We start from the raw sequence: 16,087 nt of genomic DNA on the forward strand, positions 1-16,087 counted from the left end.
GGAAGCGAGTACGGAGTACGACGCGAGCATAGCCGCAGGTGTAAAGTAAGACAGTGTAATTGGTTTTAAAAGTTAGGAGGATTAGTAAAGAAGGATAAATCCGAGAACCAGGATATCTCATGAAAAAAGGCAACGGGGTTGCGTTTTTACAGGAGTAAAGTAAGATAGATGAAGAGCGAATACGTAGTATAAAGCGAACATAGCCGCCGGAGTTTAGACTTAAGAGATTGTTGGTAATAAATTGTTGTGATTGTTTGAATGTGAAGAAATTCCGAGAACCAGGCGGCGACCTACGTTCCCAACCCTGCAAGGGTCAGTATTATCAGCGATGAGAGGCTTAGCTTCCGGGTTCGGAATGGGGCCGGGCGTTTCCCTCTCTCTATAGCCACCTGGACAATCGGATCTAAAAGCACCGAAGTGATCTTAGATCCGACTGTGTCGGGAAGTTTTCATTGTTAAAGTCAACGGCAACTACAGTGATTACAGCTTCTCATATTCAGTAAGGCAGTAAGACACTAATTTTAGGGAAAAAAGACGAACGGACTATTAGTACTGGTCAGCTAAACAGATTGCTCTGCGTACACACCCAGCCTATCAAGCATGTAGTCTTCATGCGTCCTTCAGGGAGAGTTCATCTTGGAGTTGGCTTCCCGCTTAGATGCTTTCAGCGGTTATCACATCCGAACGTAGCTACCCGGCGGTGCCCTTGGCAGGACAACCGGTGCACCAGTGGTTCGTCCAACCCGGTCCTCTCGTACTAGGGTCAGCTCTCCTCAACTCTCCTACGCCCACGGAAGATAGGGACCGAACTGTCTCACGACGTTCTGAACCCAGCTCGCGTACCGCTTTAAATGGCGAACAGCCATACCCTTGGGACCTGCTCCAGCCCCAGGATGCGATGAGCCGACATCGAGGTGCCAAACCTCCCCGTCGATGTGAGCTCTTGGGGGAGATCAGCCTGTTATCCCCGGCGTACCTTTTATCCTTTGAGCGATGGCCCTTCCACACAGAACCACCGGATCACTATGACCGTCTTTCGACTCTGCTCGACATGTACGTCTCACAGTCAGGCTGGCTTATGCCATTATACTCTGCGATGGATTTCCAACCCATCTGAGCCAACCTTTGTAAGCCTCCGTTACTTTTTAGGAGGCGACCGCCCCAGTCAAACTACCCACCAGACATTGTCCTGACAGAGGATAACTCTGCGCAGTTAGCTATCAGAATATTCAAGGGTGGTATCTCAAGGGTGCCTCATATACAACTGGCGTCATATAATCAACGGCTCCCACCTATCCTGCACATGAATATCCCAATAGCAGTGTCAAGCTATAGTAAAGGTGCACGGGGTCTTTCCGTCTTTCCGCGGGTAGGAGGAATTTTCACCTCCACTACAATTTCACTGGATCCCTGGTTGAGACAGCTCCCATCTCGTTACGCCATTCATGCAGGTCGGTATTTAACCGACAAGGAATTTCGCTACCTTAGGACCGTTATAGTTACGGCCGCCGTTTACTCGTGCTTCAATTCACCGCTTCGCAAAGCTAACGGATCCTTTTAACATTCGAGCACCGGGCAGGCGTCACACCCTATACATCCACTTACGTGTTGGCAGAGTGCTGTGTTTTTGGTAAACAGTCGGGAGGGACTCTTTGCTGCGACCCGCTTCTGCTCCACCCGCAGGGGTTTCACATACAACGGGCACACCTTATTCCGAAGTTACGGTGCTAGTTTGCAGAGTTCCTTAACCAGGGTTCTTCCACGCGCCTTAGAATACTCATCTCACCCACCTGTGTCGGTTTACGGTACGGGCGACTGTAGATATGCTTAGAAACTTTTCTCGGCACGACGGCATCAACGATTCTGTTTCTGCTCCGAAGAGCGTCGACAGCCTGTCAGATCTCGGTCTCATGTAAGGCGGATTTGCCTGCCTTACAACCTACATCCTTCGAGCCACTATTCCATCAGTGACCTCGTTTAGCCCTATGCGTCCTTCCATCACGCTCTACAGTCGGTATCGGAATATTAACCGATTTGCCATCGTCTACCCCTTTCGGACTCGACTTAGGTCCCGACTAACCCTACGATGACGAGCATCGCGTAGGAAACCTTGGGTTTACGGCGAAGCAGATTCTCACTGCTTTTATCGCTACTCATGCCTGCATGCTCACTTCCATCCGCTCCAGCACTCCTTGCCGGTATACCTTCAACGCTGAATGGAACGCTCTCCTACCACTTAGTAAAACTAAGTCTAGAGCTTCGGTGTACATCTTAGCCCCGTTATATTTTCGGCGCAGAATCGCTAGACCAGTGAGCTGTTACGCTTTCTTTAAAGGATGGCTGCTTCTAAGCCAACCTCCTGGTTGTTTCAGCAACTCCACATCCTTTTCCACTTAGATGTAACTTAGGGACCTTAGCTGCTAGTCTGGGTTGTTCCCCTCTCGACGATTGATTTTATCACCCACCGCCTGACTCCCGAGGTTAGGCATACAGTATTCGGAGTTTGATAGGGTTTGGTACCGCGGTGAGCAGCCCTAGCCCTGTCAGTGCTCTACCCCTGTATGCTAATAACTCGAGGCTATACCTAAATATATTTCGGAGAGAACCAGCTATCACTGAGTTTGATTGGCCTTTCACCCCTATCCACAAGTCATCCGGAGGCTTTTCAACGCCTATCGGTTCGGTCCTCCACTAGCTCTTACACCAGCTTCAACCTGCTCATGGATAGATCACTCAGTTTCGGGTCTGCAGCATCTGACTAATCGCCCTATTAAGACTCGCTTTCGCTACGGCTTCGCGTTCGCTTAACCTTGCCAGATACCACAACTCGCAGGCTCATTATGCAAAAGGCAGTCCGTCACCCCTCATAAAGAATGGGGCTCCGAATGATTGTAAGCTATAGGTTTCAGGTTCTATTTCACTCCGTTCACCACGGTTCTTTTCACCTTTCCCTCACGGTACTGGTTCGCTATCGGTCTGGTAGTAGTATTTAGCCTTGGAGGGTGGTCCCCCCATGTTCAGTCAAGATAACACGTGTCCCGACCTACTCGAATAACATGTAGATAGTTTTCGCTTACAGGGCTATCACCTTCTATGGCTCCTCTTTCCAAAGGATTCTGCTAACACACTACACGCTTTAGGGCTAGTCCCATTTCGCTCGCCGCTACTCTGGGAATCTCGGTTGATTTCTTTTCCTCAAGGTACTGAGATGTTTCACTTCCCTTGGTTCGCCCCCCGAAGGGTGACACGATTCGCACCGTGCCGGGTTGCCCCATTCGGAAATCCCCGGATCAAAGCTTCTTGGCAGCTCCCCGAGGCTTATCGCAGCCTAGTACGTCCTTCATCGCCTCTACCAGCCTAGGCATCCACCTATAGCTCTTAATATCTTTATTCTAATTAGCGCTTACTGCCTTACTCAATATGAATAAGACTGTAATCTTCAATTGTAGTTGCATATAGTAATTTCTTACTATATTTGTTGACTTTAACAATGATAATTCAATGAACGATTTAGACTCTTATACACTAAGAAGTCTAATATGAATACTTCATCAAGTACTCGTATTAGGCTTCATCCGTGGTGGAGAATAGCGGGATCGAACCGCTGACCTCCTGCGTGCAAAGCAGGCGCTCTCCCAGCTGAGCTAATTCCCCACATAGTGATCCTGGTGGGCCTAGGAGGACTTGAACCTCCGACCTCACCCTTATCAGGGGTGCACTCTAACCAGCTGAGCTATAGGCCCCTTCTCGGCATTTCTAATTCAATAGAACACAGATCACTGAAAACTAAGCAAGCAAGCGGACAGACACAACTCTGTGTGAGATTTTCTCTTCGGGCCCTCAAACGAATGAGGCCCGGTTACTCTAGAAAGGAGGTGATCCAACCGCAGGTTCTCCTACGGTTACCTTGTTACGACTTCACCCCAGTCGCTGATTCCACCGTAAGCGGTAGCCAGTTTGGCATCCCGATTTCGGGTGAAATCAACTCCCATGGTGTGACGGGCGGTGAGTACAAGACCCGGGAACGTATTCACCGTAGCTTAGCTGATCTACGATTACTAGTGATTCCAGCTTCATGCACTCGAGTTGCAGAGTACAATCCGAACTGAGAGACGCTTTATGAGATTGGCTCCACCTCGCGGTATCGCAACTCTCTGTACGTCCCATTGTAGCACGTGTGTAGCCCTGGCCGTAAGGGCCATGATGACTTGACGTCGTCCTCACCTTCCTCCTCCTTGCGAAGGCAGTCTCCTTAGAGTGCCCAGCCGAACTGCTGGCAACTAAGGACGAGGGTTGCGCTCGTTGCGGGACTTAACCCAACATCTCACGACACGAGCTGACGACAGCCGTGCAGCACCTGTTTTCAAGCTCCAGTAAACTGGCACTACCGTATCTCTACAGTATTCTATCAATGTCAAGGCCAGGTAAGGTTCTTCGTGTATCTTCGAATTAAACCACATGCTCCACCACTTGTGCGGGTCCCCGTCTATTCCTTTGAGTTTTAATCTTGCGACCGTACTCCCCAGGCGGAATGCTTAATCTGTTAAGTGCATCACCGAAACTACAAGAGCCCCGACGACTAGCATTCATCGTTTAGGGCGTGGACTACCAGGGTATCTAATCCTGTTTGCTCCCCACGCTTTCACGCCTCAGCGTCAGTTATGTCCCAGCAGATCGCCTTCGCTTTCGGTATTCCTAGTGATATCTACGGATTTTACCCCTACACCACTAATTCCATCTGCCCCTTCCATACTCTAGGTTCCCAGTTTCAAGTGCAGTTCTATGGTTGAGCCATAGGATTTCACACCTGACTTAAAAACCCGCCTACGCGTCCTTTACGCCCAGTGATTCCGAGTAACGCTTGCTCCCTCCGTATTACCGCGGCTGCTGGCACGGAGTTAGCCGGAGCTTATTCATTAGGTACCGTCATTTTCTTCCCTAATAAAAGGAGTTTACACACCGAAATGCGTCATCCTCCACGCGGCGTTGCTGCATCAGGGTTTCCCCCATTGTGCAATATTCCTCACTGCTGCCTCCCGTAGGAGTCTGGTCCGTGTCTCAGTACCAGTGTGGCGGATCATCCTCTCAAACCCGCTATGTGTCATCGCCTTGGTGAGCTCTTACCTCACCAACTAGCTGATACAATATAGGCCGATCCCTCAGCGAAAAACCTTTCCCTGCGAACAGGAGTATCCGGTATTAATCACCGTTTCCAGTGGCTATCCCAGACTGAGGGGCACGTAACCTATACATTACTCACCCGTGCGCCACTCGTCAGCAAAAGAGCAAGCTCTTCCCTGTTACCGTTCGACTTGCATGTGTTAAGCACGCCGCCAGCGTTCACTCTGAGCCAGGATCAAACTCTCCATAATTGAAAAGACGTTTCCGAAGAAACGATTACTGATCCAGCCCAAGATATAAAATCATTGGCTGTATAGTGTCTATCACTATTAATAGTAATAGACGGTTAAATTGTGTCTTATCTAAGTAAGACTTCCAGACTCGCATCTGTCCATCCCACTTGCTTAGTTTTCAATGATCTCAAACTTCCCAAATCTTCAACTCGAAGACCCGGCTGATCGGCTTCTTTCGATGCCTCTCATCGTTTGTGGACGGGAATTATAGGGGATTCCTAAAGCAATGTCAAGAGGTTTTCGGGAGGAATTGCAAAATATGTCAAATTTCTTTTTTTTGGCCCATTTTCACCCTATTTTTGTTACAAAAATATACATCTGTCGATCTGCTGCTGCTATTACCCTGTATTTTCGCGCCAAACACCCCGATTTTATTTACTATCTGTTTGACATGAACCATGTATAGTTCAGAAATCAAACTCCAATATAATAGAGGAATAGACTATGGGACTTTATGATAGAGAATATGCACGCGGAAGAGCAGCGGATCACTACGCAGCCAACCGCAGTGAAACACAGGTCGTTTCATTTGTAAAAGAGACTTATAAACTGTTTGCCGCCTCCCTGATGGCTGCGGCAGTCGGTTCATACGTGGGGATTCCGATCGCCGGTACTCTTCAGGCCATGCACTGGCCGCTCTTTTTCCTGGTCATCGGTCTGCTGATCGGTCTGCACTTTGCCAAACACAAGCAGGGGCTCAACCTGATCCTGCTCTTTGCCTTCACGTTCGCAACCGGTATGATGATCGCCCCGCTGCTTTCCGTTGTCCTCGGCATGTCCGGCGGCGCGACGATCGTCGGTAACGCTTTTGCCATGACCTCCGTCATCTTCGGGGCCATGAGCTTTTACGCCATCCGTACGACGAAAGACTTTACCTCTTTCAGCAAGCCGCTCTTTATCGCACTGCTGGTGATCATCGGCTTCTCAATCGTCAACATCTTCCTCGGAAGCCCGATGATGGCCGTCATTATCTCCGCCGCTGCGGTTTTCCTGTTCAGCATCTTCGTCGTTTACGACACGCAGGCAATCATGCGCGGGATGTTTGAGACACCGATCGAGGGGGCCGTTGCCCTTTACCTCGACTTCTTCAATATCTTCGTCAACCTGCTCCAGCTCCTGGGCATCTTCGGTGGCAGCGAAGACTGACGCCCTTTCACCCGATCTTTTTCGGGTGATCGACGCCAACCTGAACCGCCTCAAAGAGGGCATCCGCGTTATCGAGGATATCGCCCGCTATCTCCAAAACGACAAAACAACCGCTTCCAGCCTCAAAGCCCTTCGCCATAAAAGTAGAATCGACGATCTGCAAAACCTGCTCTCTTCCCGGGACAGCATCAATGATGTACTGCGTCCGACGATCAAGAGCGAACTGAACCGCTCTTCGGTCAAAAGCATTCTCATCGCCAACTACAAGCGGGCCCAGGAGTCCTCACGGGTACTGGAAGAGATGTATAAGATCGTCGATCCGGCACTCTCCGAAACCTTCAAGCAGATCCGCTACGAACTCTATACATTGGAAAAAGAGCACCTGCTCAGCTCTGAATAAAAAGTACCTCGAACTCCAGCCGGTCCAAAGGGTAGTTCTCCATCAGCTGTTTCGTCTCTTTATAGGTGAGCACGTTTCGGTTCCCGCTGACCCCGCTGCGTTTGATATAACGGAACATATCGCGGGTGTTGTCAAAGGCGAGGGAGTAGCGGACCACTTCGCATGATGCATTGAAGAACCGCTTTGCCAAACGCTCCACCTCGTCGGCACTCCGCAGAAGCGGCGGCAGCCCCGCCGTCTTAAAAAGTGTCCCGAACGTTCCGGCTGTAAAGATTGCAAGAGAGACCGGGGCATTGAGTGAGCGGATCAGTGCGAAAGTGTGGGCCAGGTCCGGCGACCACTGCAGGGCGGAGGCGGAAAAGATACGGTCAAAGTGTGTCGCCTTCAGCGAGGCGTAGAGCTTGGGATCGTCGAAGTCCCCCTGCAAACAGGTGATCCGTTCCCCCTGGGGGTGCAGTGCCAGCATCCCCGGCGCGAAATCGATGCCGACAAGCTGCTGATAGGGCCACGCTATCTGCTCTGCGACGGCACCGCGCCCGCAGCCGATATCGAGCAGGTGCTGCGGTGCATCCTTCACCCCCGCGACCAGTCTTTCAGCCACTTTCTTCTGAATAATGTTATAGCTGCCGTAGTGGTCGGCATAACGGGAGAACTCGTTCTGAACGTTCATCGGCGGTTGATCACCAAGGAGATAACAAAGATCAGCAGGACGCACATGACGATGGTCGCGCCGCTGGGAAGTGCGAAAGCGTAGGAGAGCAGCATGCCGGCTGCCACGGAAAAGAGTGCGAACAGCACGGAGAGCCCCACTGTCGCGGAAAAGCCCTGGCGGAAACGCAGGGCGGCTACGGTTGGGATGACCATCAGCGCGCCGATCAGCAGGGTCCCGACGATACGGATGGAGAGAGCGATAATGACGGCAACGATGCTGACCAGCATAAAGTTGAGCAGCGTCACGGGGATACCGCCCGTCTTGGCGACCTCTTCATCGAAGGCGATAAAGTAGAACTCTTTATAAAAGTAGCCCAGCAGCGCCAGGGCCGGGACACCGACGGCAAAAATCGTCCAGACCTCTTCCGTGGAGACAGAAAGGATCGAACCGAAGAGGTAGCTGAAAAGCGAGCTGTTGAACGCCCCCGCCAGGGAGACGATGATGACGGCCAGGGCCAGGGAGCCCGAAAGGAAAATGGCCAGGACGGCATCGGAGTAGAGGTGAAAGAAGCTGCGCAGGTACTCGATGGTCCATGCACTGAGCAGTGCCGCCGCCACCGCCATCCAGACCGGGTTGGTCTCGGTCAGGATCCCGACGGCGACCCCGACCAGGGCCGAGTGCGCCAAGGTCTCTGTCAGCAGCGCGTAGCGGCGCAGGACGACAAAGGCCCCGCTGAAGGAGGCAAGCAGTGCGATCATGATCCCGGCGAGAAACGCATTGACCATAAACTGGTATTGGAAAAGTTCCAGCATCCTCTCTCCTCGTCAATGACGGTGATGCGCGCTGAGCAGGTGCGCATCGATGCCGTAAAGTTCGCTCATCCCCTCGCAGCTGAGCAGCGTTTTCGGGTCATTGCAGGTTGAAAGCCGCTGGTTGACCGTAAAGACCCGCGCGATGTCATCGGCGATCACGCCCACATCGTGGGTCACGAAGAGGATCGTCAGACGCTCCTCCTGATTGAGCTGGCGCAGCAGGGCGTAAAAGCGCTGCTGCGAGGGCTGATCGACACCTGTATTCGGCTCATCGAGGATCAGTACTTTCGGCTCCGAGGCCAGCGCACGGGCGATCATGACCCGCTGGCGCTGCCCGCCGGAGAGCTCGCCGACAAGCTTCTGCCGCAGACCCGTCACCTCCATCCGTTCCATGGCCCGCTCAACGATGCGGCGGTCGTTCTCATGCCACCGCTTGTCCCATCCGAGGCCGGAAATACGCCCCATACGGACGATCTCTTCTACGCTACCGGGGAAAAGACGATCCGTCTGCGTCACTTGCTGGGGGACATACCCTACCTGCGCCCACTGTCGGAACTGCTTTTGCGGCTCGCCGAAGAGGCTGATACGGCCCGACGTCGGTTTCTGTAGCCCAAGCAGCAGGCGAACGAGCGTCGTCTTCCCGCCGCCGTTGGGACCGATCACTGCGCAATACTCCCCCTGGAGGACCTTCAGCGATACGTCCGAGAGGATCGTCTGACCGCCGGCACTGTAGTCAAGATGTTCGACCTCGAAAACGGCCGGCTCAAAGGTCATTTGCACTCCATTGCGTCATGCAGCTTCAGCAGGTTGGCATTCATCAGGCGGAAATAATCCGCCCCGATCTCGTCGGCGGTGATGTTCGCCAGCGGCTGGAGCACATCCACCCGCACGCCCGTCTCCGTTGCCAGCGATGCTACCAGCTTGTCGCTGACAAACGATTCGTAGAAGAGGGTTTTGATGCCGTGTTCGCGTACGATGTCGGTCAGAGCCGCCATCGTTCTCGCATCGGGCATCGTATCCGGAGAGAGTCCGGTAACGGCGTCGACATGGAAGCCGTAGCGTTCGGCAAGGTAGCCGAAGGCGTTATGGCTGACAATGATCGTATCAAGCCGACAGTCGCTCAGGCGTTTGCGGTAAAGGGCATCAAGGGTCTCAAGCCGTTTGATGTAGGCGGCGGCCCGTTCCCGGAGTTTCACGGCATCCAGGGCGGGGAATGCCGAAGTGAACAGTTGTTCTTCCCCGCGGACAAGCGCAATCATATTGTCGATATCAAGCCAGTAATGCGGATCGGTGCCGTGGCGATCCTCTTCGTGCGTCTCCCCCGCTGCATCGTGGTGCGAATGCCCCCCTTCGTGCAGACGGACGTACCGGCTCATGTCCCTGGCGTTGCCGAATGACTCAAAAGGTTCCGTCCACGGTTCGAGGCCCGCGCCGCTGTAAAGGAACAGCCGGCTCTTCTGCACCCGGATCATATCCTGCGGCGTCGGCTCGAAGGTGTGCACTTCCCGCCCGAACGGGATCAGCATGGCCACCTCGGCATCCTGGCCCAGGAGGTGGCGGGCGATATCGTAAAGCGCGAACGTCGTCACGACGACATCCGCTTTACCGGCCTGCACCTTTTTCTCCGGTACCATAACCACGAGGGCCAGCACCAAAACCGTCAACAATGCCAGTAAAACAATGATCGCTTTTTTCAAAATCTCTCCACGGCTTTCTTCCCCGAATTATAGCGAAGCTTCCCCTGCCCATTATAGAATGGGGTTTTTTTCGCTATAATTCGCCACTTTAAAGCGAATGATTAAGGATAACAATGACTTCTTTCTTGCTGATCGTCCAGGTCGTGCTGGTGATCCTGCTGACCATCGTCGTCTTGCTGCAGAAAAGCTCCAGCATCGGTCTGGGAGCCTACAGTGGTTCCAACGAGTCCGTCTTCGGCGCCAAAGGGCCCGGAAGCTTCCTGGCAAAAACGACCTTCTTCTTCGGCTTCCTTTTCGTAGCCAACACGATTGCTCTGGGCTACTTCTACTCGCAGGCCGCCAATAAATCCGTCGTTGACGAGATCGTCACACCGGTTACAGCGGCAGCCCCGAGCGCTGCAGAGAGTGCGGTTGCCCCGGCAGCGCCTGCTGTCGAAGCCAACACCTCCAACTAACCCGCCATGCGCAGCCTCCTGCTGACTGCGCTGCTGCCGCTGGTACTCTTCGCGGACGCGCACATCTTCGTCTTCCACCGTTTCGGCGATGCACAGCATGCCGCCACCAATACCTCCATTCAGACGCTGCGTGCCGAGTTCGACTACCTCAAGACGAACGGCTACAAAGTCATCCCCCTCTCCCGTCTGGCCAAGGCACTGAAGGGGCACGAACCCATTGACGACAAATGGGTCGTGCTCACCATCGATGACAGCTACAAAAGCTTCTATGAGAACGGCCTGCCGATCTTCCGCGAGTACGGCTACCCCTTTACCCTCTTTGTCTATGTCGCGGCGGCGGACAAGAACTACGGCGACTTCATGACCTGGGATCAGATCCGCGATACGGCACAGTACGGCGAGCTCGGCCTGCACGGCTATGGGCACAGCCATGAGTGCCACCTCGTGCCCTATATGCTCAAAGATGACACCGACCGGGGGCTGCTCTCCTTTGCCAAGCAGCTCCGCCGTGTACCGCGCTACTACGCCTACCCCTACGGTGAATACAACCCCGAGGTCAAGGCGGGCATCGCCGGCTACGGCTTTGAACTGATCCTCAACCAGAACAGTGGCGCGGTCAACGCCGACAGTGACCCGCACGATCTCGATCGGACGGCACTGACCGGCGAAAACCTGATTGCGCAAAAACTGAAAATCGAGCGCCTGGACACCGAGTGGATCGCCCCCCTGCGGTGGCCCGAAGATGGCAGAATAAAAGAAATACACGCTAAAATTGCACCGACATACCGCACTGCCGAGTACTTTATCAGCGGCGGGGAGTGGGTACGCGTTCCCGTCGAAAACGGTGAAATCCGCGTAAAAACCGATGTGATGCTCGCTTTGCCGCGCAGCCGGGTCTTTATCCGGGTCGGCCGGAAACAAGAGAGTATCATCTTAGTAAAGGAGTAAGAATGCTTGACGAAATTTATCAAGAGTGCGAAATGGACATGGAAGGTGCGATCGAGCACATGCAGAGCCAGTTCAAAACGATCCGGACAGGGAAAGTAACGACACAGGTGCTCGACGGCATCAAGGTCGACTACTACGGAGCGGCGACTCCTCTCTCCCAGGTTGCGACAGTCCTGGCCACGGATGCAACGACGATCACCGTCTCTCCGTGGGAAAAACCGCTGCTGGGCGACATTGAAACCGCCATCGCCAAAGCCAATATCGGTGTCAACCCGAACAACGACGGCGAGCAGATCAAGCTCTTCTTCCCGCCGATGACCGTCGAACAGCGCCAGGAGAGCGTTAAGAAGCTCAAGAAGATGGGCGAAGATGCCAAAGTCGCTGTCCGCAACGACCGCCGCAAAGCCAACGACGCGGTCAAAAAGCTTGAAAAAGACAAAGAGGTCACCGAGGACGACTCCAAGCGTGCCCAGGACAATATCCAGAAGATCACAGACAAGATGGTGGCAAAGATCGACGAGATCATCAAGCAAAAAGAACAAGCCATCCTGACGGTGTAAGCGTATGGACATCAAACAGATCTACCTCGATGCCGACGCGATGCTTGAGGGCCACTTCAAGCTCAGCTCCGGCAACCACTCGCAGTTCTACCTCCAGTCCGCCAAAGTACTCGAGGACCCGAAAACGGCCATGAAGCTGGCCAACGCCCTGGCCGACCAGATCAAAGCCAGCGGCGTGAAGATCGATACCGTATGCTCCCCGGCCATCGGCGGGCTTATTGCCGGTTTCGCACTCGCCCAGGCCCTGGATGCCCGCTACATCTTCACCGAGCGCGTCGGCGGCGAGATGACCCTGCGCCGCGGCTTTGACGTCAAAGAGGGTGAAACCATCCTCGTCTGCGAAGACATCATCACGACTGGCGGTTCGGCGATGGAAGCGGCCGCCGCGGTCGAAGGGCTCGGCGCGAAGGTTGTTGCCTTCGCCGCCCTGGCCAACCGCGGTTTTTGCCGCCGTGAGCACAGCAGCATCGAAACGAAGCCCAGCTGCAAACTCCCCGGCGACCTCCCCTTCTTCGCCCTGGCGGACTTCGATTTCGAGATATACGCCCCCGAAGAGTGCCCGATGTGCAAAGCGGGCAGCGAAGCGATCAAACCGGGTTCCCGCGGGAACTGATCGCCCCTCTTCTTGCGCGGAAATTTCTTTTTCCGCCGCCTCCTAAAAAAGCTTGCTTTAAGCCCTTTTCTGCTCCTATATAGAAAAATATATAATCAATTATTATTATACTTCACACTGTGAATAACCTGTGTATTTTTTCATCGATCAACACCGGGTAAATTTGAGGAAACAGGTTTAACAGGTGCTCAAAAAAGTATCTCCCATATGACTTCAACATGTATGTTTTCGGGAATGCGTTGCTTACTAATTATTCTTACTGAGGAAGTAAGGGAAGAGTACACGGGGCGATTTTTTCGTGACGATTGTTGAGCCCAAGTTTTCGACGTTGCTTCGTAGAACGTCTGTGGTGTTGTCACTATTGCTTGGAAGCCTTCGGCGGTGCTTTGCACAACGCCTGCGGTTTATCCTTGCTACGCTGCGGAATTCCGTTCCACTGCATCGTTCGCCGAAACGACAAGCAGTTGTCGTTTCTAATGGCGAACTCACATGACGAAGATCGTCGGCGTAATCAGCGGATACTTTTTCATTTTGCGATAGATATGCTTGCGGACGACCTGGCGCAGATCGTTCTCCATCGCTTTGGGGTTTTCGATGATCCCCGGCTTGAGATTGGTTAGGAAGTGTTCCAGGACATCTTCCATCTCCTGGGCAAACGCTTTGTCCTGCTTGTCCGGCACCAGACCGAAACTGCTGACCTTTGGCTTGGAGATAAGGTGCGAATCCGCTTTGCTGACCTGGGCGACGATCATGACCATCCCCTCCGTTGCCATCTTCTGACGGTCGATGACGATGTCGTCTTCGATCAAGTTGTTGCTCTGGTTGTCGATGTAGGTCTTGCCTGATTTGACGGTTTTGACCTTGCGCATATACTTCGGCGTCACTTCGACACACTCGCCGTCACTCATCAGATGGATGTTGCGCTCGGGGACCCCGCAGGCGATTCCCGTCTCTCTGTGGCGCATAACGTGGTTGTATTCGCCGTGGATCGGCAGGAAGAATTTCGGCTGCACCAGACGCAGCATCAGCTTCTGCTCTTCCGCCCCGCCGTGACCGGAGACGTGCAGATCGCGATCGCGGGCGACGGTCGCGCCGGCACGCTCGAGGTGGTTAAGCATCTGCGAAATAGAGCCCTCGTTGCCCGGGATCGCCCGGGAGGAGAGGATGATCAGGTCGCCCGGCTTGATCTTAATATGGCGGTGCTCGCCGATGGCCGTTCTAAACAGTGCCGAGTTCGGCTCTCCCTGCGAACCCGTGGTGATGATGAGGACGTCCTTGTCGTTCATCCGGCTGACGTCATCCGCATCGACGAAGATGTTTTTGGGCAGCTTGATGTACTCGTACTGCATCGCCACTTCGAGGTTGCGCTCCATGGAACGGCCGATAACGCAGACCTTGCGCCCGTACTTGATACCCGCCTGGATCGCCTGGAAGACGCGGTGGATGTTCGAGCTGAACGTCGAGAGGATAATGCGCCCTTTCGTTTTCGAGAAGACGCGGTCCAGCGCCGGGGCGACCGTCAGTTCGCTCGGCGTGATCTCTTTGTTGTACGAGTTTGTCGAATCCGAAAGCAGCGCTAGGACCCCCTTCTCGCCGTAGGAGGCCAGACGGTGCAGGTCCGCCGGGAAACCGTCGACCGGCGTATGGTCGATTTTGTAGTCACCCGTGTGGATGACCGTTCCCGCCTCTGTCGTCACCGCGATAGAAGAGGAGTCGATGATGGAGTGGGTCATGTGCATCCACTCGACCTGGAAATCGTTCCCGATCTGGTAGACGACGCGCTTCTCAATCGGGCGGAAGTAGCGGCGGAACTCTTTGAGATGGTGTTCGTCGAACTTGTTGCCGATCATCGCCAGCGGAAGCGCCGTACCGTACAGCGGGAACTGCATCTCTTTGTAGAGGTAAGGGACCGCGCCGATATGGTCTTCGTGGGCGTGGGTAATGATGACGCCGACGATCTTGTCTTTGATCTCGCGGACATAGGTGAAATCCGGGACAAGAATATCGACGCCGTGCATCTCTTCGTCCGGGAAACTCATCCCGACATCGATCAGGATCGCTTCGTTATCCGTCTCCATGACCATCATGTTTCCACCGATCTCGCCGAGACCGCCCAGCGGAGTGATACGGACCTTCGCCTTCACCTCCCCATCAATCTTCGTATACGGACTGACACGGACGCGCTGCGACGCCTCGTTCTGGCGCGCATTCTCCAGCAGGCTCTGCTCCGTCGGTGCCGGGGCGTTGCGGCGGCGGTTGCGGTTGCCGCCGGAACGTCCGCCGCCACTTTTCGCGCGACTTTCGCCACGGTTTTCCCCACGGTTTTCCCCACGGTTTTCCCCACGGTTCTCCCCACGGTTGCCGCCGCGGCCGCCGCGGCTGCGGTTCTGGCTCTGGCTCTGGCCTTCGCCCTCTTTTTTCGCTTCACCCTCTTTGGGTTTCTGACGGCTGCGGCTGCGGTTGCGGTTGGATGAACGGCGGCGGCGCGGTTCGCCTTCACGGTTCTGGGCCGGTTTGTTTTCTGTATTTTTCTTCGCTTCTGCGACAGGGGCTTGTGTTTCTTCTGACATCCTAACTCCTTGCAGTACGCCCCTCGGGCGTCACTGTTAATGTAATTGTGTATAGAGTTGGTGATAGTCTGCTGTCGAGATCTGGTGAGGGCGAACGGTAGAGGGGTAGCCGCGAGAGGATAATGCGGCCTGGACCTCTTCTTTACCGTAGCGTGCGGAGAGATTTTTCAGCAAGGTTTTGCGCGGCTGGGCAAATGCCGTTTTGAGCATCTGTTCAAACGCATCCGATGCCCGATTCGCCGTTTTTTTCATGAGCAGGACGGCAGAATCGACTTTGGGCGGCGGCGCGAACGCTTCGGGCGGGACATGGACGAGGATACTGACCTCTGCCACGCTCTGGGCTATCACACTGAGTGCACCAAAATTTTTCTCTCCAGGTGAAGCGGAGAACTTCTCCGCGACTTCACGCTGAACCATAACAAGCAGAAATTCGCACTTCGGATCGGCGAGGGCTTTGAGGATAATGTTCGTCGCGATGTAATATGGCAGGTTCGCCACCAACTCGTACGGAACATCAAGCAGCTCACTCTTCCAGTGCTCGAGGACGTCGCCGCAGTGCAGCGTCAGTCGACCGGTAGTGATCTCATCCGTGAAAACTTCATTCAGGTGCTTGCATAGATCGGTATCGACCTCAAAAGCATCGACGCTTTTGACATCAACTAAAAACTTAGTTAAATCACCTAAGCCAGGCCCGATCTCCGCAACTCTCCTGTCGCTGTCGGGCATCGCTTCGATGATCTTGCGCAAAACGCTCTGATCTTTCAGAAAATTCTGACCAAACTGTTTTTTGGCCACAATCCGTGTGTTATTCATGGCACAT

General features: G+C 54.0%; 12 protein-coding genes, 2 tRNA genes and 3 rRNA genes. 6 read left to right on the forward strand and 11 right to left on the reverse strand.

Features of this window, described 5'->3' with window-relative positions:
* Nucleotides 1-277: 277 nt before the first annotated feature.
* The 5 genes from rrf to LOH54_RS12595 form a co-directional block, all read right to left on the reverse strand.
* Nucleotides 278-393, reverse strand: a 5S ribosomal RNA gene (rrf, locus tag LOH54_RS12575).
* A 132-nt stretch (nt 394-525) separates the two neighbouring features.
* Nucleotides 526-3,392, reverse strand: a 23S ribosomal RNA gene (locus LOH54_RS12580).
* A 186-nt stretch (nt 3,393-3,578) separates the two neighbouring features.
* Nucleotides 3,579-3,654 (reverse strand) — tRNA-Ala (locus LOH54_RS12585).
* A 12-nt stretch (nt 3,655-3,666) separates the two neighbouring features.
* Nucleotides 3,667-3,743, reverse strand: a tRNA-Ile gene (locus tag LOH54_RS12590).
* Nucleotides 3,744-3,868: 125 nt separating this feature from the next.
* A 16S ribosomal RNA gene (locus tag LOH54_RS12595) occupies nt 3,869-5,372 on the reverse strand.
* Together the 16S, 23S and 5S rRNA genes with 2 tRNA genes alongside form the textbook arrangement of a ribosomal RNA operon.
* Nucleotides 5,373-5,858: 486 nt before the next feature.
* Between LOH54_RS12595 and LOH54_RS12600 the strand changes: the two genes are divergently transcribed.
* Both LOH54_RS12600 and LOH54_RS12605 read left to right on the forward strand, forming a co-directional pair.
* Complete coding sequence (locus tag LOH54_RS12600; RefSeq protein WP_231019455.1) at nt 5,859-6,560, forward strand: Bax inhibitor-1/YccA family protein; 702 nt, start codon at nt 5,859-5,861, stop codon at nt 6,558-6,560.
* A complete protein-coding gene (locus LOH54_RS12605) occupies nt 6,544-6,960 on the forward strand; it encodes a thiamine-phosphate pyrophosphorylase (protein WP_231019456.1) in 417 nt (138 codons plus the stop codon). The genes LOH54_RS12600 and LOH54_RS12605 overlap by 17 nt, the downstream gene beginning before the upstream one ends.
* On the opposite strand, the gene LOH54_RS12610 is transcribed toward LOH54_RS12605, so the two are convergent.
* From LOH54_RS12610 to LOH54_RS12625, 4 genes are read right to left on the reverse strand one after another with little or no spacing between them, the layout of a single operon-like run.
* A complete protein-coding gene (locus tag LOH54_RS12610; RefSeq protein ID WP_231019457.1) occupies nt 6,947-7,630 on the reverse strand; it encodes a methyltransferase domain-containing protein in 684 nt (227 codons plus the stop codon). The two genes, LOH54_RS12605 and LOH54_RS12610, sit on opposite strands and share 14 nt — an antisense overlap.
* Entirely contained in the window at nt 7,627-8,424 is a 798-nt protein-coding gene (locus tag LOH54_RS12615; RefSeq protein ID WP_231019458.1) for a metal ABC transporter permease, read from the reverse strand. The genes LOH54_RS12610 and LOH54_RS12615 overlap by 4 nt, the downstream gene beginning before the upstream one ends.
* Before the next feature lie 12 nt (nt 8,425-8,436).
* Nucleotides 8,437-9,198 (reverse strand): metal ABC transporter ATP-binding protein, encoded by a 762-nt coding sequence (locus LOH54_RS12620; protein WP_231019459.1) that lies wholly within the window; start codon nt 9,196-9,198, stop codon nt 8,437-8,439.
* Complete coding sequence (locus tag LOH54_RS12625; RefSeq protein ID WP_231019460.1) at nt 9,195-10,121, reverse strand: metal ABC transporter substrate-binding protein; 927 nt, start codon at nt 10,119-10,121, stop codon at nt 9,195-9,197. Before LOH54_RS12625 ends, LOH54_RS12620 begins: the two co-directional genes overlap by 4 nt.
* Before the next feature lie 113 nt (nt 10,122-10,234).
* On the opposite strand from LOH54_RS12625, the gene secG reads away from it, so the two are divergent.
* Genes secG through pyrE form a run of 4 tightly spaced genes read left to right on the forward strand, consistent with a single transcriptional unit; the run spans nt 10,235 to nt 12,697 of the window.
* The gene (secG, locus tag LOH54_RS12630; RefSeq protein WP_231019462.1) at nt 10,235-10,576 is read left to right on the forward strand and encodes a preprotein translocase subunit SecG; all 342 of its coding nucleotides are present in this window, start codon (nt 10,235-10,237) and stop codon (nt 10,574-10,576) included.
* A 6-nt stretch (nt 10,577-10,582) separates the two neighbouring features.
* Nucleotides 10,583-11,524, forward strand: a complete 942-nt coding sequence (locus LOH54_RS12635; RefSeq protein ID WP_231019463.1) for a polysaccharide deacetylase family protein — start codon at nt 10,583-10,585, stop codon at nt 11,522-11,524.
* 2 nt (nt 11,525-11,526) lie between these two features.
* On the forward strand, nt 11,527-12,084 hold the full coding sequence (gene frr / locus LOH54_RS12640) for a ribosome recycling factor (RefSeq protein WP_231019464.1): 558 nt from the start codon (nt 11,527-11,529) through the stop codon (nt 12,082-12,084).
* A gap of 4 nt (nt 12,085-12,088) precedes the next feature.
* Nucleotides 12,089-12,697 carry an orotate phosphoribosyltransferase gene (gene pyrE, locus LOH54_RS12645; protein WP_231019465.1) on the forward strand — a complete coding sequence of 203 codons (609 nt, stop codon included), beginning with the start codon at nt 12,089-12,091 and terminating at the stop codon, nt 12,695-12,697.
* A gap of 485 nt (nt 12,698-13,182) precedes the next feature.
* Here pyrE and LOH54_RS12650 read toward each other — a convergent pair whose 3' ends face one another.
* Together LOH54_RS12650 and rsmA are read right to left on the reverse strand one after the other, a co-directional pair.
* A complete protein-coding gene (locus tag LOH54_RS12650; protein ID WP_231019466.1) occupies nt 13,183-15,267 on the reverse strand; it encodes a ribonuclease J in 2,085 nt (694 codons plus the stop codon).
* 36 nt (nt 15,268-15,303) lie between these two features.
* Nucleotides 15,304-16,080 (reverse strand): 16S rRNA (adenine(1518)-N(6)/adenine(1519)-N(6))-dimethyltransferase RsmA, encoded by a 777-nt coding sequence (gene rsmA, locus LOH54_RS12655; protein ID WP_231019467.1) that lies wholly within the window; start codon nt 16,078-16,080, stop codon nt 15,304-15,306.
* Nucleotides 16,081-16,087 lie beyond the last annotated feature (7 nt).

This window comes from Sulfurimonas sp. HSL-3221 (assembly GCF_021044585.1).
Classification (GTDB): Bacteria; Campylobacterota; Campylobacteria; order Campylobacterales; family Sulfurimonadaceae; genus Thiomicrolovo; species Thiomicrolovo sulfuroxydans.